The organism is Pantoea phytobeneficialis (assembly GCF_009728735.1).
Classification (GTDB): domain Bacteria; phylum Pseudomonadota; class Gammaproteobacteria; order Enterobacterales; family Enterobacteriaceae; genus Pantoea; species Pantoea phytobeneficialis.
Genome location: NZ_CP024636.1, coordinates 1,904,830 through 1,922,784, shown reverse-complemented (window position 1 = coordinate 1,922,784; position 17,955 = coordinate 1,904,830). Strand labels below are relative to the sequence as shown.

20 protein-coding genes are annotated in these 17,955 nt (G+C 51.7%); 12 read left to right on the top strand and 8 right to left on the bottom strand.

What is annotated here, in order from left to right:
* Nucleotides 1–874 precede the first annotated feature (874 nt).
* Entirely contained in the window at nucleotides 875–1,507 is a 633-nt protein-coding gene (locus CTZ24_RS08985) for a response regulator transcription factor (protein ID WP_208725343.1), read from the top strand.
* A 45-nt stretch (nucleotides 1,508–1,552) separates the two neighbouring features.
* Here the strand turns inward: CTZ24_RS08985 and slyA are convergent, their stop codons facing one another.
* On the bottom strand, nucleotides 1,553–1,990 hold the full coding sequence (gene slyA, locus CTZ24_RS08980) for a transcriptional regulator SlyA (protein WP_021185231.1): 438 nt from the start codon (nucleotides 1,988–1,990) through the stop codon (nucleotides 1,553–1,555).
* A gap of 152 nt (nucleotides 1,991–2,142) precedes the next feature.
* Between slyA and CTZ24_RS08975 the strand changes: the two genes are divergently transcribed.
* From CTZ24_RS08975 to CTZ24_RS08965, 3 genes are read left to right on the top strand one after another with little or no spacing between them, the layout of a single operon-like run.
* Nucleotides 2,143–2,379 carry a DUF1656 domain-containing protein gene (locus CTZ24_RS08975; RefSeq protein ID WP_021185232.1) on the top strand — a complete coding sequence of 79 codons (237 nt, stop codon included), beginning with the start codon at nucleotides 2,143–2,145 and terminating at the stop codon, nucleotides 2,377–2,379.
* 6 nt (nucleotides 2,380–2,385) lie between these two features.
* Nucleotides 2,386–3,243, top strand: a complete 858-nt coding sequence (locus CTZ24_RS08970; RefSeq protein ID WP_208725342.1) for an efflux RND transporter periplasmic adaptor subunit — start codon at nucleotides 2,386–2,388, stop codon at nucleotides 3,241–3,243.
* An 8-nt stretch (nucleotides 3,244–3,251) separates the two neighbouring features.
* Nucleotides 3,252–5,252, top strand: a complete 2,001-nt coding sequence (locus tag CTZ24_RS08965; RefSeq protein ID WP_208725341.1) for an FUSC family protein — start codon at nucleotides 3,252–3,254, stop codon at nucleotides 5,250–5,252.
* On the opposite strand, the gene CTZ24_RS08960 is transcribed toward CTZ24_RS08965, so the two are convergent.
* The 4 genes from CTZ24_RS08960 to CTZ24_RS08945 all read right to left on the bottom strand — a co-directional run bounded on the left by CTZ24_RS08960 (nucleotide 5,253) and on the right by CTZ24_RS08945 (nucleotide 7,686).
* A complete protein-coding gene (locus CTZ24_RS08960) occupies nucleotides 5,253–5,720 on the bottom strand; it encodes a hypothetical protein (protein ID WP_036626931.1) in 468 nt (155 codons plus the stop codon).
* 128 nt (nucleotides 5,721–5,848) lie between these two features.
* Entirely contained in the window at nucleotides 5,849–6,367 is a 519-nt protein-coding gene (sodC, locus tag CTZ24_RS08955) for a superoxide dismutase family protein (RefSeq protein ID WP_208725340.1), read from the bottom strand.
* Between the two features lie 80 nt (nucleotides 6,368–6,447).
* On the bottom strand, nucleotides 6,448–7,344 hold the full coding sequence (locus CTZ24_RS08950; protein ID WP_208725339.1) for an aldo/keto reductase: 897 nt from the start codon (nucleotides 7,342–7,344) through the stop codon (nucleotides 6,448–6,450).
* A gap of 72 nt (nucleotides 7,345–7,416) precedes the next feature.
* The gene (locus CTZ24_RS08945) at nucleotides 7,417–7,686 is read right to left on the bottom strand and encodes a DUF1289 domain-containing protein (protein WP_021185238.1); all 270 of its coding nucleotides are present in this window, start codon (nucleotides 7,684–7,686) and stop codon (nucleotides 7,417–7,419) included.
* A 201-nt stretch (nucleotides 7,687–7,887) separates the two neighbouring features.
* Here CTZ24_RS08945 and eptA point away from each other — a divergent pair, with 201 nt between their 5' ends.
* The 5 genes from eptA (at nucleotide 7,888) to rnt (ending at nucleotide 12,590) form a co-directional block, all read left to right on the top strand.
* Nucleotides 7,888–9,525, top strand: coding sequence for a phosphoethanolamine transferase EptA (gene eptA, locus CTZ24_RS08940; RefSeq protein WP_208725338.1), 1,638 nt, complete (start codon nucleotides 7,888–7,890; stop codon nucleotides 9,523–9,525).
* A 39-nt stretch (nucleotides 9,526–9,564) separates the two neighbouring features.
* Nucleotides 9,565–10,161, top strand: coding sequence for a TetR/AcrR family transcriptional regulator (locus CTZ24_RS08935; protein WP_208725337.1), 597 nt, complete (start codon nucleotides 9,565–9,567; stop codon nucleotides 10,159–10,161).
* A 48-nt stretch (nucleotides 10,162–10,209) separates the two neighbouring features.
* Entirely contained in the window at nucleotides 10,210–11,307 is a 1,098-nt protein-coding gene (locus CTZ24_RS08930) for an alkene reductase (RefSeq protein ID WP_021185241.1), read from the top strand.
* Nucleotides 11,308–11,402: 95 nt separating this feature from the next.
* Nucleotides 11,403–11,810 (top strand): lactoylglutathione lyase, encoded by a 408-nt coding sequence (gloA, locus tag CTZ24_RS08925; protein ID WP_021185242.1) that lies wholly within the window; start codon nucleotides 11,403–11,405, stop codon nucleotides 11,808–11,810.
* 111 nt (nucleotides 11,811–11,921) lie between these two features.
* Nucleotides 11,922–12,590, top strand: a complete 669-nt coding sequence (gene rnt, locus CTZ24_RS08920) for a ribonuclease T (protein ID WP_021185243.1) — start codon at nucleotides 11,922–11,924, stop codon at nucleotides 12,588–12,590.
* A gap of 35 nt (nucleotides 12,591–12,625) precedes the next feature.
* Here rnt and CTZ24_RS08915 read toward each other — a convergent pair whose 3' ends face one another.
* Nucleotides 12,626–12,958, bottom strand: a complete 333-nt coding sequence (locus tag CTZ24_RS08915; RefSeq protein ID WP_021185244.1) for a Grx4 family monothiol glutaredoxin — start codon at nucleotides 12,956–12,958, stop codon at nucleotides 12,626–12,628.
* Between the two features lie 363 nt (nucleotides 12,959–13,321).
* Here CTZ24_RS08915 and CTZ24_RS08910 point away from each other — a divergent pair, with 363 nt between their 5' ends.
* Nucleotides 13,322–14,107, top strand: a complete 786-nt coding sequence (locus tag CTZ24_RS08910; RefSeq protein ID WP_021185245.1) for a C40 family peptidase — start codon at nucleotides 13,322–13,324, stop codon at nucleotides 14,105–14,107.
* Between the two features lie 62 nt (nucleotides 14,108–14,169).
* On the opposite strand, the gene cydH is transcribed toward CTZ24_RS08910, so the two are convergent.
* Nucleotides 14,170–14,259: a cytochrome bd-I oxidase subunit CydH gene (cydH, locus tag CTZ24_RS08905; RefSeq protein ID WP_150105780.1), complete on the bottom strand. Its 90-nt coding sequence runs from the start codon at nucleotides 14,257–14,259 to the stop codon at nucleotides 14,170–14,172.
* A gap of 285 nt (nucleotides 14,260–14,544) precedes the next feature.
* Here cydH and purR point away from each other — a divergent pair, with 285 nt between their 5' ends.
* Nucleotides 14,545–15,570 (top strand): HTH-type transcriptional repressor PurR, encoded by a 1,026-nt coding sequence (purR, locus tag CTZ24_RS08900; protein ID WP_021185246.1) that lies wholly within the window; start codon nucleotides 14,545–14,547, stop codon nucleotides 15,568–15,570.
* On the opposite strand, the gene punR is transcribed toward purR, so the two are convergent.
* Nucleotides 15,567–16,478, bottom strand: coding sequence for a DNA-binding transcriptional activator PunR (punR, locus tag CTZ24_RS08895; protein WP_208725336.1), 912 nt, complete (start codon nucleotides 16,476–16,478; stop codon nucleotides 15,567–15,569). The genes purR and punR overlap by 4 nt on opposite strands.
* A 108-nt stretch (nucleotides 16,479–16,586) precedes the next feature.
* Here punR and punC point away from each other — a divergent pair, with 108 nt between their 5' ends.
* Nucleotides 16,587–17,789: a purine nucleoside transporter PunC gene (gene punC / locus CTZ24_RS08890; protein ID WP_208725335.1), complete on the top strand. Its 1,203-nt coding sequence runs from the start codon at nucleotides 16,587–16,589 to the stop codon at nucleotides 17,787–17,789.
* Nucleotides 17,790–17,955: the final 166 nt, after the last annotated feature.

The window sequence follows — 17,955 nt, the reverse complement described above, 5'->3', positions numbered from 1 at the left end:
AATTATCAGATTACATCCTGGTGTTGTAAGAGTATTACTAAATTCTCACTGACATTCAGCCAATGGGTTTATCCTATTCTCTAGTAAGATTTATATGCTTTATGGTTTTATTACTTACAAAGTTACTCGGTCTTGGCGTTACTTTTCATCTTTTAAAAAAGAATGTCAAGCGAAGGGTAACTGAAAATTTCAAGATGTAAAATAAGTATATGACACAACGGGAACTTATTTAAAATTATAAATTATTCGTTGCAATCTCAGATATTGCGAGATAATTGAGATAATTACCACTTCCTTTAAGAAAACCTTTACCCATTTAGCTCTGATTTAAATCGTTACACAACATATTAATGAAAAATGCTTCTTCACGAACAACAACATCACTGGCATTGATAAGATAAAAACAGTCCACTATCTTAGTATCTACTTTGTATAATCTTAAAACTCTTTATCGTCTGAAAATTAAGTTCTGGAATGGAAAGAGAAAAGAACCTCCCTGGCTGGCCAGGACCGCTGAGGTGATGATAGTTACCGTTATCAATTAGCATAAAGGAAACATATAAGTAACACTGCCTTTTGCCACATTCGACCACTCTTGGTACATTTAGCTTTTCGTGCTAATTTTACGTGTTTTATTCGCAAGAATCATCATGGCAAACACTTAAACCCAGGATATATTCTTATTTTCCTGACTGCCCCATAACTTTAGACAAGTCATTATCCTGTGGAAAACAATACGTATCCTTTCCCTCATCTTTATTACATCATCCATCACCATTAGGATTTTATCCAGTGAAAGAAATTTTCGATATCATACTTCTGTCTTGCTGTATTTTTTCATGATTTGTATCATGCCCCCTGGTTAGACTTCACAATGGAAATGAAACAGGGATTGTTGATTCCAATGCAAAATGAACAGAATAAAAACTTCAAGGATGATGGTGAGGTGATAACGATCTCCGACCAGTTGTTGGAAATGCAGAATTCACCTGGCATTAAATACAGCATTTGGCCTGACAGAAATTATTATCTACGCGTTGGGATTCAGGCTGCGCTGCTCGATAAACAACATAATCATCTGAATTTCAATTTCATCTTTGTTGATTTTTCACACTACAACATCAAACTGTTTTCTGATCCACACTGGATCTCCCACTTAGTCAAAAGCGGAAGTGGGTTGATATTGTTATCTGATTACAGGATGGATAATCTCGCGTCCTGGTGGTGGAAGAACAACCAACGCATTGCCACCGTGATCTACTCCAGTGATTGCAAACAGTCCATCACAAAAAAAATTAAAGATGTTCTCATTGGCCGGTGGGGTAACGGTGTCAAACCTGGCAGTCTGACAACCCTGGAGGTCGAAGTCTTGAATCTGCTGTCGCGGGAATACACCCTGAAGGATATCGCCGACTCGTTGGGAATCGACAGGAAAAAGCTTTATAACATCCGATTTTCTTTGCAGAGAAAATTGAACGGTGAAATCAACAAACTTTTTCTGTTTTAAGGCTGCCTGACTTCAAAATGACACCGCCCCAAAAGGGGCGGGTTTTTATTTCTCGCGATTTTGTAACTCGAGAATATTCTTCTCCAGCCGGGCAATCAGCGTCACCATCTGGTTTACCTCTTCCAGGCTGATACCGCTAAGAATGTCATCACGGGTCGCATCAATCACATTCTCGACCTGCTCGATGATAGGCTCAGCCTGCCGGGTTAGCTTGATGCGTTTTGCACGGCGGTCATTTGCACAGGTTGAACGGGTGATTAATCCCTTTTCTTCCAGTTGATCGAGCGTGCGTACCAGAGAGGGTTGCTCAATACCAATAGCTTTCGCCAGCTGAATCTGCGACTGCTCTGGCGGGAGTTGATGAATATTATGCAACGTCACCCAATGTGTTTGCGTCAACTCAAGCGGCTTCAGACGCTGATCGATCAAGGCACGCCAGATGCGCACCAGTCGAGACAGATCTGTTCCGAGTGTCGTATCCATTTCATCTCCTTATAATTAGCTTGCTAGCTATCAAGCCAGATTTTACACTATTCTGCGAGTTTACAGGACAAAAAACAAATCCCAGGCCAGCTGACACACGCACTCATCTACGCTTCATTGAGAGAATCTGGGTTTACTAAGGATGATGACAAGTGTCTGTTTTCCCCTTGACCGCTAACGCGCCACTCACTGATCTGGTCTTTGGTGCATCTCTGTTCTTCCCACCGCTGTTCAAAGCGGTACTGCTGGGTTTCTTTTTCTGGCTACTGATCCATCCGTTGCTGCGTGGCTGGATGTATTCCGGTGATATCTGGCATCCCACATTAATGGATCTTTCCTTGTTTGTGCTGTGCGTCAGCGCCGCACTCTGGTTACTGAGCCTCGGATAAATCGCCATGAAATTCAATCCCTTTAAATATTTTTCCACACTGGTGGTGTTTGCCCTGGCTTTATTGGCGGGCTGGTGGATGTGGAATTACTACATGCAATCGCCCTGGACGCGTGATGGCAAGGTCCGTGCCGAACTGGTTGATATCACCCCCCAGGTTTCTGGCCGCATTGTTGCGTTGGCGGTGCGAGATAATCAGTTTGTACACAAAGGCGATACGTTGTTGACGCTCGACCCGGTACCCTGGCAGATCGGCCTGGATAATGCTGAGGCACAGCTGGCAAAAGCACAGTCGGATGAGCAGAAAGCCCAGCATGAATTGAACCGGCGCAGCAATCTGCCCCGTAATGTGATTTCAGCGGAGGATCTTGATGCAGCGCATCTGACCGCTAATGCTGCCGCAGCGAGTACCAAAGCAGCCCAGGCGACACTTGATCAGGCACGCTGGAATCTGGAACAGACCAAAATCAGCGCCCCCACGGATGGTTGGATTAGTAATCTGGCGCTGCGCCCAGGTAATTACGCCACAGCGGGCACACCGTTGTTCTCACTGGTGGACAGTCATTCATGGTATGTGATGGGGTATTTCGAAGAAACCAAACTGCGTCACATCCAGCCCGGTGCCAGCGCGAATATTGTGCTGTACAGCAACGGTCAACGCCTGCAAGGCAGAGTGGAAAGCATCGGGCGAGCGATTTATGACCAGAGTGTCGACAGTGACAGCGGCCTGGTGCCGGATATCAAACCCAATGTCCCCTGGGTGCGACTGGCGCAACGGGTTCCGGTGCGTATTCATTTGGATACCATTCCACAGGATATTCCACTGGTGGCGGGCACCACCTGTACCATTTCGATTGTGCGCTGAGGCCACGGATGAATTTACAGTGGTTGGCGTGGCGCAATCTGCCGTGGATCAAAGCCACCCAGAGTGAATGGCGCTATGCCTTGCGCAATGCAATCGCCATGTGCCTGGCGCTAACGATGGCCTACGCCTTGCAACTGGATCAGCCTTACTGGGCCATGACTTCCGCCGCCGTGGTCAGTTTTCCTACCGTCGGGGGGGCCATCAGCAAAAGTCTGGGACGTATCGTCGGCAGTTTACTGGGTGCCACTGCCGCGTTACTGATTGCCGGGCACACGCTGAATGAACCCTGGCTGTTTGCCTTTTTTATGGCAGGCTGGCTGGCGTTATGTACCTGGATTGCCAACCACTATCAAAACAATGTGGCCTATGCTTTTTCGCTTGCCGGTTATACCGCAGCGATTATTGCCTTCAGCAGCGTCAATATCACCGATATCAGTGAGTTATGGACTATTACCCAGGCACGCGTTTGTGAAGTAATTTCCGGTATTTTATGTGCCGGATTAATGATGATGGTTCTGCCCAGTACTTCAGATGGGCATACGCTGATGAAGTCGCTGCGCCAGATGCATGCCAGATTGCTCGAACACGCCGTGCTGCTGTTGCAGCAAGGCAGCACCGACAATGTTCGTAGTGCGCATGAGACGGTGATCAGTCAGATCCTGACCATGAATCTGCTACGTATTCAGGCGTTCTGGAGCCACTACCGCTTTCGGCGGCAAAATAACGTCCTGAACTATGTGTTACATCAACAGTTGCGCCTGACCAGCGTGCTCTCCAGCCTGCGACGCATGTTACTGAACTGGCCAGAGGCACCGCAGTCGCTGTTTGATGCCATGCAAAAACTGTTGCACGAACTGGCACAGCCGGAATGCGATAAATATCAGTTGGCGTTGATTCTGCGCGGCATTATCCCAGCCGCAGCGGGCGATTACCGCCAACGCGCCTTTGTGCAGCGCCTGCGCTACTTTTGCTGGGTGTACCTTAATGTCCAGCGCTGGATCAGGTTGATCGAACGAGCAGATGCGGATACCCGATTTCAGCCCCCACGCGTTCCGTCACTGGCACGCGAAAGCGATAGCGCCGAAGCAGGATGGAGCGCACTTCGCACCTTCAGCGTGATTATGTTGGGATGTGCGTTCTGGATTGCTACGCAATGGGATTCCGGTGCAGCGGCTTTGACACTGACCGCAATCGCCTGTGTGCTTTACTCTTCCGCCCCCTCGCCAACGGGCAGCATCTCGCTGCTGCTGAAAACCCTGCTGTGGCTGTCGGTGTTTAGCTTTATGTTGCAGTTTGGCCTGATGGTCCAAATCAGCGCACTGTGGCAATTTTTGCTGGTGCTGTTCCCTTTGCTGACTACCCTTCAACTGTTCAAGTTGCAGCAGAAAACCCGCGCGGGTATGTGGGGGCAATTTATCGTGTTTATGGGATCCTTTATTGCGGTCAGCAACCCGCCAGACTGGGATTATCAGAGTTTCCTCAACGATAATCTGGCCAAGGTCTGCGGCGTGATGCTGGCATGGCTGGCCTTTCAGGTACTGCGTCCCAGTTCCGATGCCCGGCGTAGCCGTCGCCATATCCGCGCCCTGCGTCATGCCTTTCTTGATCAACTGCGACGTCATCCCCAACTGAGCGAAAGCCGTTTCGAGTCACAGATTTATCATCATATCAGCCAGTTAAGTAATAGCCGTGATGAGCAGGCACGCGCGTGGCTGCTACGCTGGGGCGTGGTGCTGCTCAATTGTTCGCATATTGTCTGGCAGTTGCGTGAGTGGCAGCCTGGCTCTCAGACGCTGGCAGCGATGCGCGACAGCAGTCTGGAAGATTTACAACGCATCATGAGTATACGGGGTGTGCATCATATGCCCTTGCAGGCAACGCTGGATGAACTGGAGGCGATGATTGCGCAGCTTCCGGTTGAACAGGATAGCGAGGCCAACACGCTGGCTGGCATTCTGTGGCGTTTGCGTTGCTCGCTGGCACAATTGAAACAAGCGCTGCCGGGGTGATTACTGGCAATATTGCTGCTGCTGGCGATTGAAATCAGCCTGCAATTGTTGCAGGGTTTTTCGCCCTTCGAAACGGGTTTTATCCTGCTCCGACATGGGTTCAACCACCAGCGCTTTCTCCTCGGGCGAATAGATAAAGCGCCGCGTCAGTTCCGTGCCGGTAAAACTTTTGCCCTCAATCGCGCCGCATACCATCGTCAGATTGTGGTGGAAAGTCTCAGCGTGGATGAAATCCGTCTCGGTCGCACTACGCAACACCTCCTGGCAGCCTTTTTCTTCCAGCTTTTCCAGCGTTCGTTGTGTCAGCCATTCGCGCCCACGGGCAATATTCTCACAACTGGCACGTAATGGGTTGCGGTCAATCACACGTTGCAATTGTCGACTGGCATCGAGCCGCAATTGCGTATCATTAGGCTGGTCACAGCCGACCAGCAACGCACATAACAACATGATCCCACTGGTTTTCATTCCTGCCCCTGCGCTTTTTTCCCTGTTATGTATCATAGGCGGGAAAAAACCACGGGAACAATACAAAAATCAATGAAGAAACGTCTGGTTACGCAAATCAGGGCGGCAGGGAAATTGCCGCCACCGTGTTAAATCACACCGCAGGCAAAACGCGCGCCACCGCCACCCAGCGGCAGGGGATGATCGGCGTGATTATCGCCTCCAACATGCACCATCAATGCCTTCCCTTTGATTTCATTCAGGGATTTGATGCGCGGAGCCAATACCGGATAGTCAGCGTTGCCATTATCGGTGACGAATAATGCCGGCAGATCGCCGAGATGACCGTTGGCATAGGGTCCGAGGTGTTTCCCGGTGTTGCCCGGGTCAAAATGCCCACCTGCTGCACCCGCCGCTACCGTTTTACCTCCCGACTCTCCCGGTTCACAACTGCCTTTTGCGTGGATGTGGAAACCATGCACACCCGGCGCCAGGCCCGTCAGTTCGGGGGTAAACTCCAGCCCCCAGGGCGTTTCACTGAGGGTGACTTTCCCTATAGCCGCACCAATACCGTGCTCGGTAACCGTATGCAGCGTCACCTGTTCCGACGCTGCTTGCGCAACGCCGCTCGTTAACAGCGCCAGAACAGCAATCAGGATTCTATTCATAACATCTCCTTATGGTTAGCTTCCCTGTAAGCCTGGACGCTTTTTGTTCTGGCTGCCGGATTTTGACGCTTTTTTACGCTTCAGGGCACATCGTAACCCAACGCCGCCTTGCGAATGCGGAACCACTGCTGGCGATCGAGCGTAAGTTGACAGGCGGCGACCGCATCACTGACACGGGCCGTTTTGCCGGAACCAATAATGGGCAAGGGGTGACTTGGCAGTTTCATGACCCAGGCATAAACCACCTGTTCAATATTGCTGGCACCGATTTCCTGCTGTATCTGATGAAGCTCATCCCGCAGCGGCTGGTAATGCGGATCGTTAAAGAGACGACCGCCGCCAAGACACGACCAGGCCATCGGTCGCATGCGTAACTGCTGGCATTGATCCAGGGTTCCATCCAGCAAGGTCGACTGCTCCAGAGGCGAAATTTCCAGTTGGTTCGTCGCCAGAGTAAAAGGGAGCCGCGACTGCAACAGCGTAAACTGTGTCGGTGTGAAATTGGAGACGCCAAAGTGACGTACCTTGCCGCTCTGATGTAAAGCAAGAAAGGCTTCAGCCACTTCATCCGCATCCATCAAAGGGTCAGGACGGTGAATCAACAACAGATCAAGGTGATCAGTACCGAAGTGCCGCAGCGAGTTTTCCGCACTTTGCAAAATATGCCGCGCTTCGGTGATGTAATGACCAATCTGATGTTCCGCTTTGGCACGCGTAGCGATGCCACACTTGGTGACGATTTGCAGTTTTTCGCGCAAACCTGGCGCCAGTTTCAGTGCTTCACCAAACGTGGCTTCACAACGGTAATCACCATAAATATCAGCGTGGTCAACGGTGGTGATCCCCAGCGACAAATGGTGCTCAATAAATTGTACGCATTGCTGGGCCGTCATACCCCACTCCATTAAACGCCAGTAACCCATGATCAGCGGTGAAAACGTCGGTCCCTGCGGGGCAATCTGTTGCGGTTGTAGCATCAAGGTTCTCCCTTAAAACACAATTCCGAATGATGAATCGGCAGTATAACGGAAAGTAACCTGGTGAGATGCTCAGAACAGTGAGGGTTGTTGCGGTTCGTCAGGTTGTTCACTCTTCTGGCTACGTTGTAAGCGCAACCAACGCTGGCGGCACAAACGCAGCACATCACGTTTCTGCGCATCGCTGTATTGCATCCAGTTAAACCGCTCTTCACGACTGCGCAGGCAACCACGACAATAGCCGCGTTCATCGCTCTGGCAAATGCCGCGGCAGGGACTGGGGACGGGAAAAAACTCAAGTTGCTCGGCCACTTCAACTCCGACGTCATGGGTTTGCAGCATATTGATAACAGCTTAGTGGCATTGTGCAAAGAGTAAACGCCCCTGGTCTACATTCCACGCAATTAATTATCCTTACCCAGATTGGGTAACTCCTGTTTACCAAACAGGTCGTACCGCCGGTAACTGCATTGAGCTTTCGTTAAGGTTTTCCTCATATTTTGTCTCTACTCTGGCGACATTCCGTTTTCTGATAGAGTTTCCATGAAATTCCCGAATAAGTTACAGTGTCACTCGACCTGGTTTAATTTTGGTGCTGCTCTCTTCTTTGCCATCGTCTTAAATGGCCTGTTTGTCTTCCGCGCCTGGCAAATTATCACCTACGATCGACTGCATGATTATCTGTTTGCCGCCAGTATCCCTGTGGTACTGATTTCGGCGTTCTACTTTATTTTTAGCCTGATCGCCTGGCCATTTATCCGTAAACCCCTGTTGATCGTACTGGTACTGACCAGTGCCGCTGCCAACTACTTTATGCATAGCTTTGGCACGGTCATTGACACCAACATGATCGAAAACGTGTTTGAGTCGAATGCACAAGAAGCCGGTGCATTAATCAGCCGAACCTGGGTGGTCTGGATGCTGTTGATGGGCATTCTGCCAGTCGCCGTTATCAGCAGCATTCGTATTCAGAATGGGCAACGTTGGTGGTGGAGTTTGTTGCAACGTTTGGCGGGTGCACTTGGCGCACTGCTGATCATTTTGCTGATGGCCGTGCTGTTTTATAAAGACTATGCCTCGTTGATCCGCAACAACAAAGGCCTGGTTAAAATGATCACTCCGGCGAATATCGTTAGCGGCACCGGCCACTACGTCGATCAACGTTGGTTACAGGGTAGCCAGCAACTGGTCAAAATTGGCCAGGATGCACACAAAGGCCCGTTAATCGCGGCCGAACAGAAAAAAACCCTGGTCGTGCTGGTGGTGGGTGAAACCGGCCGTGCGGAAGACTTTTCCCTCGGCGGTTATCAACGCGACACCAACCCGCAGTTAAAACAACAGCAAGTTATTTATTATCCGCACGCTACTTCTTGTGGCACTGAAACCGCCGTTTCCGTACCTTGCATGTTTTCCAACATGCCGCGCGAACAATACGACGCCAATCTGGCACACCATCAGGAAGGCCTACTCGATGTGCTGGCGCATGCCGGGGTGAGCGTGCTGTGGCGCGAAAACGACGGCGGATGTAAAGGTGCCTGCGACCGTGTGCCCCATACCGACATGACAATGTGGAATCTGACACAATATTGTCACGACGGTTTTTGTCTCGACGATGTGTTGCTGCATAACCTCGATAACTATACCGCCAGTTTGCAGAACGACGGGATTATCGTGCTCCATCAAATGGGTAGCCACGGTCCGGCTTATTATCAGCGCTATCCCAGCCAATTCCGCCGCTTTACGCCAACCTGCGACAGCAATCAGATTCAGGATTGCGATCATCAGGCCCTGGTCAATACCTATGATAATTCGCTGCTCTACACCGACGACATGCTGAGTCGTACTATCGACAAACTGAAAGCGTTAAGTGACCGTTTCAACGTGGCGATGGTTTATCTCTCCGATCATGGTGAATCGCTGGGTGAACACGGCATGTATCTGCACGGTGCACCCTATATGTTTGCTCCTTCACAGCAAACACATATCCCATTGTTGATGTGGATGTCACCCGGTTACGCCGCCGCGTATCACGTTAATCAGGGGTGTTTACGTCAACAGGCAGCGGAGACTCCGGTATCACAGGATAACCTGTTCCATACCCTGCTGGGCATGTTCAACATCCAGACCGGCGAATATCAACCCAGGCTGGACATGATCAGATCGTGCCAGACGTTGAGTTAAAGATTGCATTAGACTGACTGGTCTACTACTCTGCGACACATGAACAAGACTCAACAACGCAACGAAACCCGAGAACACCTGCTCGCGACCGGCGAGCAGGTTTGTCTGCAACGTGGTTTCACCGGCATGGGCCTCAGCGAGATGCTGACGCTGGCGGAAGTACCGAAAGGCTCGTTTTATCATTACTTCCGCTCAAAGGAAGCCTTTGGCGTTGCCCTGCTGGAGCGTTATTTTGTCCACCATTTGCAAATGATTGAGCGCCAACTGAATCAACCAGGCACAACAGCACGAGAGCGCTTCCTGCAACACTTCCGTAGCGCTGAACACGGATTTATCGAGCAGGGCCATATTATGGGTTGCCTGGGCGTGAAACTCTCTGCCGAAGTGTGCGATCTCTCTGAGCCGATGCGCGATGCACTGCAACAGGGCGCGAATGCTGTAATTGGCGCTTACGCTCGCTGCCTGCAAGAAGTGGCTACAGAGCAGGCGCTGCCTTATGGTCAGAGCCCGCAACAGTTGGCCCAGCGTTGTTATTTGCTCTGGCTGGGTGCCAGCCTGCAAAGCAAAATATCACGAGAACCTGGCCCCATCAGCCTGGCGCTCGAAACCATTGAGCAGTGGCTGAGTAGCCACTGATTTTAAAAACCGCAATTTCTAGACGACCGGTCTAATACAGGAGTCAACATGGCGAGTAAACAGCTGTTCTCCCCACTGAAAGTGGGTGCGATTACCGTACCTAACCGCGTTTTCATGGCCCCGCTGACGCGTCTGCGTAGCATTGAGCCAGGCGACATTCCGACTCCGCTCATGGCTGAGTATTATCAGCAACGCGCCAGCGCGGGTCTGATTATCACCGAAGCAACGCAAATTTCTTTCCAGGCGAAAGGTTATGCAGGTGCGCCGGGGCTGCATACGCAGCAGCAAATCGCCGCGTGGAAAGCAATTAACGAAGCCATTCATGGCGCAGGGGGTCACAGTGCTGTCCAGCTGTGGCACACCGGCCGCATCTCTCATCATAGTGTGCAGCCAAACGGTCTGGCACCCGTCGCTCCTTCCGCCCTGGCCGCCGGTACGCGTACGTCGTTACGCCACGCTGATGGCAGCGTCTATCGTGAAGATACCTCGCTGCCGCGCGAACTGAGCGTGGCAGAAATTAAGCAGATTGTGGCAGATTTTGGTCAGGCAGCAGCCAATGCGCGCGAAGCCGATTTTGATCTGCTGGAATTGCACTCTGCGCACGGTTATTTGATGCACCAGTTCCTCGCCCCTGGTTCGAACCAACGTACTGATGAATACGGCGGTTCGATTGCGAAGCGTGGTCGGTTCGCGCTGGAAGTGGTGGATGCGGCTATTGCCAACTGGTCAGCCGACCGTATTGGTATCCGCATTTCGCCGATTGGTGCCTTCCAGAACCTGGAAAACGGTCCGGATGAAGAAGCCGCTGCGCTGTGGTACATCTCGGAACTGGGTAAACGCAAGCTGGCGTATCTGCATCTGTCAGAACCGGACTGGGCTGGCGGTCAGCCCTACAGCGATGCTTTCCGCGAGAAAGTTCGCGCCCTGTTCCCAGGGGTGATCATTGGTGCCGGTGCCTATAGCGTTGAGAAAGCAGATGACCTGATTCAGCGTGGTCTGATCGATGCCGTCGCGTTTGGCCGTGATTTTATCGCCAACCCGGACCTGGTTGCGCGCCTGCAACACGATGCGCCGCTTAACCCACAACGCCCGGAGAGTTTCTACGGCGGTGGTGCGGAAGGCTATACCGACTACCCTACTCTGTAAAATCTCCCCGCTGCCGCCCCAATGTGCGGCAGCGCTGTTTTTTCGTAGCGTTAACTCGCTATACTTAGCTTTTGTGCTTTTTAAAAGAGGATGTTATGCGTTTACTTCACACCATGTTACGCGTTGGCGATCTGGAACGTTCAATCGAGTTTTATACCCAAGTGCTGGGTATGCGTCTGCTGCGCAAGAGCGAGAACACGGAATACAAATACACGCTGGCATTTGTCGGTTACACCGAAGAGAGCGAAGGTGCGGTGATTGAACTGACCTACAACTGGGGCGTGGATAGCTATGACCTTGGTAACGCCTACGGTCATATTGCGCTGGGCGTTGATGATGTTGCTGCCACCTGTGACCAAATCCGTCATGCCGGTGGCAAAGTGACGCGTGAAGCCGGTCCGGTTAAAGGCGGCACCACGGTTATTGCGTTTGTTGAAGATCCCGATGGTTATAAAATCGAGCTGATCGAAAACAAACATGCCGGACACGGCATCGGCAACTAACCTGTTGCAAGGTCAGCCTGTACTTTTACCGGCTGACCCACCTCTCCTGCTGCACCCTCCCGCAATTTTTGCCATAATGCGCGCTGCCCCATTTATTGCTATGAGATCCTGATGTCTGAATCGAACGCCTTAAACGCTCTCCATCAACGCTTTCGCGGCTTTTATCCCGTGGTGATCGACGTCGAAACTGCCGGTTTTAATGCCAAAACCGATGCCCTGTTAGAAATTGCCGCCACTACTCTGAAGATGGATGATGACGGCTGGCTGCATTGTGATGAGACGCTTCATTTCAACGTTGAACCTTTTGAAGGCGCGATTCTTAACCCGGAAGCACTGGCATTTACCGGGATTGATCCCAGCAACCCGTTGCGTGGCGCAGTGAGCGAGTATGATGCGCTGCATGCCATTTTTAAGATGGTGCGCAAAGGGATGAAAGACAGCCATTGTAATCGTGCGATTATCGTGGCGCACAATGCCACCTTTGATCACAACTTCCTGATGGCGGCTGCGGAACGCGTGAGTCTGAAGCGTAATCCATTCCATCCGTTTGCCACTTTCGACACTGCGGCATTAAGTGGATTGGTATTGGGTCAGACGGTGCTGGCAAAAGCCTGTAAAGCGGCAGGGATGGATTTTGATAGCACCCAGGCGCATTCCGCCCTGTACGATACCGAACAAACCGCCATCCTGTTTTGCGAGTTAGTGAACCGTTGGAAACGTCTGGGGGGCTGGCCACTGGCGTTCAGTGACGAACTGTCGGAAGAAGACTCCGCCGAGTGACCAAAAGAAAGGCCGACGACTGTCGGCCTTAACGCTTATTCTGCTTCTTTATACTTCTCAGCAGTTTCTTTAATCAGCGGCTGAAGTTCACCACGCTGGAACATCTCGACGATGATGTCGCAACCACCGACCAGCTCGCCATCAACCCACAACTGTGGGAAGGTCGGCCAGTTGGCATATTTTGGCAACTCGGCACGAATATCCGGGTTTTGCAGGATATCAACATACGCGAAGCGCTCACCACAGGCAGACAGAGCCTGTACCGCTTGTGCAGAGAAACCGCAGCTTGGCAGTTTCGGCGAACCTTTCATGTACAGCAGGATCGGGTTTTCTGCGATCTGGCGCTGGATTTTCTCAACAGTACTCATTTTTGCCTTCCTTAATTCCTCACTTCGTGTTTGTTTATTGTAGCGATTTCACCCCCGCACTAAAACGGGATTTTGCGGTTCAGGCACATCAATCGCCATGTTTGTTAAGTTCCGGTGCCATAAATAACATTTTCATATCATGATTAAGCATGAACCGATTAATAATTAGCAATATATCTGCTGGGTTAACCAGCTGAAATCGCTCATTTTTGCCCCATATCAACTCTGCTAACACATTAATAGAAAAATGCCTTACCTTTTAGAAAAAAACTGGATTAGAATCATCTCGGTGCTGATCGTTGATCAGATTTTTCTAACATAGCTGCGGGCTGTTTCTTCAGACTGCTTAACCTGTACCGGACTATGCGTTTACTCATTACGCTTTTTATGCTGGCTTTCGCCCAACTGTTTTTTAATGTGGCTTCTGCGTCACCGCATGCGCCCATCAATGCCAGTTTGCATAACGCTGAGAAAAAAAGTGCGCGCGAAGATGAGCGTCGCAAGCGACGTCCGGTAAAAACCAGCACCAAAAAATCCCGTCTTGCTACCAGTGTTCAGAAGCTAAAGCTGAAAAAACAGCCGAAAATGGAAACGGCGCTGCATAAAACCCGCAGCAAGAAAGCCCTGCTGAAATCACCGTCAAAAAAATATGGTCACCAACGTCTGGCAAAGAGAAGCGCGAAGCAGGACGATGACCGCGATTTGACCACCATCAAGATGAGCAATTCTCACCGTCAGCGCTATCAGAAAGCACGCGAAACCGCGATGAACAAGCTGATGGGGCAGATTGGTAAACCATACCAATGGGGTGGCACTTCACCGCATACCGGTTTCGATTGCAGCGGTCTGGTGTGGTACGCCTACAAAGACCTGGTCAAATATAAATTCCCGCGCACCGCCAACGAAATGTATCACCTGCGGGATGCGGCACCGATTAAGCGCGATATGCTGGAGAAAGGGGATTTGGTGTTCTTCCGCATCAATAATCGCGGCACTGCCGATCATGTCGGTGTTTATCTTGGTAATGGCAAATTTATCCAGTCGCCTCGTACCGGTAAAGATATTCAAATCAGTGCATTGGGTGAGGATTACTGGCTGAAACACTACGTCGGGGCACGCCGTATGATGACCCCCAAAACTATCCGCTAAAAAACGCCCGATACCCGATAAAACAACAAGCCGGACCCTGATTTTCAGGTCCGGCTTTTTTATTAATGAAGGATCGCGGTGAAGCTGAACACGATAATCATTAGTAGCGCGCCCACAGTGGTAAACAGCGCCAGTTTCAGGTCTGTACTCATCACAACTCCTTAGTCACAATAAATGAAGGGTTATCGTAATTTTCTCACAGCCTCCGGCAAAAATCTCGTCTTATCCGCGCCAGCTTGCTAGAATCGCCGCCTTTCGTTGCGCAACAGATTTTGCGCACGCTGTGTTTGCGGCAAGTTAAAGCGTTATTGACCAGGTGTTAATGTCTTTTTCTTCGCCATTCGCCCCGAAAATCGGGGCGCAAAACCATTAGCAGACGCAAACGTTTAACAATATACTTATCAGTTAGTTGCGATAAGCCCGGGAGTACCATTTTCATGGCAACAATTAAAGATGTGGCGAAACGCGCCGGTGTCTCCACCACCACGGTTTCGCATGTCATCAACAAAACGCGTTTTGTCGCGGAAGAGACGCGTAACGCCGTATGGGAAGCGATCAAAGAGCTGCATTACTCGCCCAGCGCCGTGGCGCGCAGCCTGAAAGTCAACCACACCAAAACGCTGGGGCTGCTGGCCACCTCCAGTGAAGCCCCCTATTTTGCCGAGATTATCGAGGCGGTGGAAAATCACTGTTTCGATCGCGGCTACACGCTGATCCTGGGCAATGCGCATAACGACCTGCAAAAACAGCGCGCATATCTGTCGATGATGGCGCAGAAGCGTGTCGATGGCCTGTTGGTGATGTGTTCAGAATACCCTGACGACCTGCTGACCATGCTGGAAGAGAACCGTAATATCCCGATGGTGGTGATGGACTGGGGCGCATCGCGTGGCGATTTTACCGATACGGTGCAGGACAATGCGTTTCAGGGCGGCTATCTCGCCGGGCGTTACCTGATTGAACGCGGTCATCGTGACATTGGTGCCATCCCCGGACAAATGGAGCGCAACACCGGCGGTGGCCGCCATGCCGGTTTCATGCAGGCGCTAAATGAGGCAGGCATCACCGTGCGGCCCGAGTGGATTGTGCAGGGCGATTTTGAACCGGAATCCGGTTATCAGGCGATGCAGCAGATCCTCAATCAGAAGCAACGCCCGACTGCTGTGTTCTGCGGTGGCGATATCATGGCGATGGGCGCGATCTGTGCTGCGGATGAAATGGGTCTGCGGGTCCCGCAGGATATCTCAGTGATCGGCTATGACAACGTGCGCAACGCACGTTATTTCACGCCGGCGCTGACCACCGTTCATCAACCCAAAGCTCAGTTAGGTGAAAAAGCGTTGGAAATGCTGCTGGATCGTATCACCAGCAAACGTGAAGAACCGCAAACCATTGAAGTTCAGCCAACGCTAATTGAACGCCGTTCAGTCGCTGACGGCCCGTTCCGCGACTACCGCCGCTAGGTTTCCGTTTCGCTCAACCATTCATAGTTGAGCGTTTCGGCATCGCCGAGATAACTCAGCAACCAACCCAGAGCTGGCGAGTTCCGTTGTTCCGACCAACTGACGCAGCATGGGCTATCCGGGAACGGCGTGGGTAACGGTAACTCGGTTAATGCTCCGCTATCCAGTAATGGCCGGGCTAAATGGCCCGGCACCATCCCCACGCAAAGTCCCGCCAGCAGGCAGTCGACGCCGGTTTCCCATTCCGGCACCACCAGCCGGCGTTGATTATCCAACGTCCAGGTCATGCGCCGCGGCAACGCCCGCGAAGTGTCTTCCAGCACCAGAGAAGGCCAGGCCCGCAACGTCTCGTCATCCAACAAGGTACTTTTTGCCAACGGATGATCGGGGCTGACCACGCAGCGCCAGTTCAACGCGCCCATATCCTGAAAGGCAAAACGCCCACCGACCGGGATCGCCTGAGTGGCCCCAATCGCTACATCGACCCGCCCATCGGCCAGTGCATCCCAGACACCATTAAACACTTCATAACTGATAATCAGCTCCATGTCGGGAAAGTGGCGGTAGAAATCCTTCACCAGTTGTCGGGTGCGATGAGGTTTAACGATGCAATCCACCGCGATACTCAGCTGACCACGCCAGCCATTTGCCAACTGCTGGCACTGCCGCCGCGTCGCCAGCATTTTTTTGATAACACTACGCCCTTCCCGGACAAAATGCTCCCCGGCTGCCGTCAGCACCACTTCCCGATGCTGACGTTCGAACAACGGCACCGCCAGCCAGGTTTCGAGCTGCCGTACCGTGTAGCTGATGGCAGAAGGCACCCGATGTAACTCTTGTGCTGCCGCACTAAAACTACCGCTGCGGGCCACCGCATCTACCACTTCAAGCGCATATTCAGACCACATATTTTTGCCTGCAAATTTTTTGATAGCACCGCGCAAATATTAGCGTTTCACAAAACCTGGTGCACGCTTTTACACTCCTCCGCGTTTTCCTGTCTAAAGAGAATTACCATGTTGTCATCAAAAGGATTTCTGCCTTATCTTGCTTTACTCAGCATGCTGGGCTTTCTTGCTACGGATATGTACCTGCCGGCATTCGGTGCCATGCAGCAGGATTTTGCTACCGCCCCCGGTACCATCAGCGCCAGTCTGAGTCTGTTCCTTGGTGGTTTTGCCTGTGCGCAGGTCTTCTGGGGACCGCTGTCAGATCGCTTCGGACGTAAACCGGTTCTGCTGGCGGGATTAGCGATTTTTGCCCTGGGTTGTCTGGGCATGCTGTGGGTGAGCGACGTCCGTTTGATGCTGGCGCTGCGCTTTGTGCAGGCGCTGGGTGTTTGCGCTGCCGCTGTTAGCTGGCAGGCGCTGGTGGTGGATCGTTATCCGCAAAACCAGGCCAACAAAGTTTTTGCAACCATTATGCCGCTGGTCGCCTTGTCTCCGGCGCTCGCCCCGTTACTCGGTGCCTGGCTGATGGGCCATTTTCACTGGCGTAGTATCTTTCTGCTGCTGACACTGATAACCCTGGTGTTGCTTATTGGCACCCTGCGTCTGGCGAATCCCGTACGAGCCGACACCATGCGAGCGCCGCAGCCTGGCTGGCTGACGCTGCTGGTATCGCGTACTTATAGCGGCAACGTATTGATCTACTCTGCCTGTTCCGCCAGCTTTTTTGCCTGGTTGACCGGCTCGCCCTTTATCCTCGCCGATGCCGGTTTATCACCGGCAGATATTGGCCTGAGTTATGTGCCGCAAACTATCGCCTTCCTGATCGGTGGATTTGGCTGCCGCGCGCTGCTGAATCGTTTTCAGGGGAAACAACTGCTGCCGTGGTTACTGGTGATCTACAGCCTGAGCATTCTTAGCCTGTTTGCGGTTACGCAGCTTTCCGCCCCCGCGCTGTGGGCATTGCTGTTGCCGTTCTGTGGTATGGCGCTGGCAAATGGGGCTATCTATCCGATTGTGGTCGCCAGTGCCCTGCTGCCCTTCCCCCAGGCAACAGGCAAAGCTGCTTCATTGCAAAATTTGCTACAACTCGGATTATGTTTTGTCGCCAGCCTGGTCGTTTCCGCTGGATTACAACAAGCGCTGCATAGCACCAGCCTCGTGATGCTCGCTACCGTTGCACTCGCCTGGGCCGGTTTCGGTTGGCAACGTACGGCAAACGCACAAAGTGATGTTGCTCACAACTCCTTAGCCTGCGAAGATAATCACTGACGCAACAACTTTAGTTAGCATCCTAACGATAAGTCGTTGAATATTGACCCACGTAAGCATATACTGCGTGGGTCAGCAATTCTGTAACAAATCAATAACATGAATGTATTACTATTAAGCGACTCTGTCGCTGGGATGGCGTCTGCACGATATTCTCCCCTGTGTT

Excerpts from the sequence above, each read along its gene's own strand:
- CTZ24_RS08985 (WP_208725343.1), top strand. The coding sequence starts at position 875 with ATGGAAATGAAACAGGGATTGTTGATTCCAATGCAAAATGAACAGAAT.
- slyA (WP_021185231.1), bottom strand. The coding sequence starts at position 1,990 with ATGGATACGACACTCGGAACAGATCTGTCTCGACTGGTGCGCATCTGG.
- CTZ24_RS08970 (WP_208725342.1), top strand. The coding sequence starts at position 2,386 with ATGAAATTCAATCCCTTTAAATATTTTTCCACACTGGTGGTGTTTGCC.
- CTZ24_RS08965 (WP_208725341.1), top strand. The coding sequence starts at position 3,252 with ATGAATTTACAGTGGTTGGCGTGGCGCAATCTGCCGTGGATCAAAGCC.
- CTZ24_RS08960 (WP_036626931.1), bottom strand. The coding sequence starts at position 5,720 with ATGAAAACCAGTGGGATCATGTTGTTATGTGCGTTGCTGGTCGGCTGT.
- sodC (WP_208725340.1), bottom strand. The coding sequence starts at position 6,367 with ATGAATAGAATCCTGATTGCTGTTCTGGCGCTGTTAACGAGCGGCGTT.
- CTZ24_RS08950 (WP_208725339.1), bottom strand. The coding sequence starts at position 7,344 with ATGCTACAACCGCAACAGATTGCCCCGCAGGGACCGACGTTTTCACCG.
- CTZ24_RS08945 (WP_021185238.1), bottom strand. The coding sequence starts at position 7,686 with ATGCTGCAAACCCATGACGTCGGAGTTGAAGTGGCCGAGCAACTTGAG.
- eptA (WP_208725338.1), top strand. The coding sequence starts at position 7,888 with ATGAAATTCCCGAATAAGTTACAGTGTCACTCGACCTGGTTTAATTTT.
- CTZ24_RS08935 (WP_208725337.1), top strand. The coding sequence starts at position 9,565 with ATGAACAAGACTCAACAACGCAACGAAACCCGAGAACACCTGCTCGCG.
- CTZ24_RS08930 (WP_021185241.1), top strand. The coding sequence starts at position 10,210 with ATGGCGAGTAAACAGCTGTTCTCCCCACTGAAAGTGGGTGCGATTACC.
- gloA (WP_021185242.1), top strand. The coding sequence starts at position 11,403 with ATGCGTTTACTTCACACCATGTTACGCGTTGGCGATCTGGAACGTTCA.
- rnt (WP_021185243.1), top strand. The coding sequence starts at position 11,922 with ATGTCTGAATCGAACGCCTTAAACGCTCTCCATCAACGCTTTCGCGGC.
- CTZ24_RS08915 (WP_021185244.1), bottom strand. The coding sequence starts at position 12,958 with ATGAGTACTGTTGAGAAAATCCAGCGCCAGATCGCAGAAAACCCGATC.
- CTZ24_RS08910 (WP_021185245.1), top strand. The coding sequence starts at position 13,322 with ATGCGTTTACTCATTACGCTTTTTATGCTGGCTTTCGCCCAACTGTTT.
- cydH (WP_150105780.1), bottom strand. The coding sequence starts at position 14,259 with ATGAGTACAGACCTGAAACTGGCGCTGTTTACCACTGTGGGCGCGCTA.
- purR (WP_021185246.1), top strand. The coding sequence starts at position 14,545 with ATGGCAACAATTAAAGATGTGGCGAAACGCGCCGGTGTCTCCACCACC.
- punR (WP_208725336.1), bottom strand. The coding sequence starts at position 16,478 with ATGTGGTCTGAATATGCGCTTGAAGTGGTAGATGCGGTGGCCCGCAGC.
- punC (WP_208725335.1), top strand. The coding sequence starts at position 16,587 with ATGTTGTCATCAAAAGGATTTCTGCCTTATCTTGCTTTACTCAGCATG.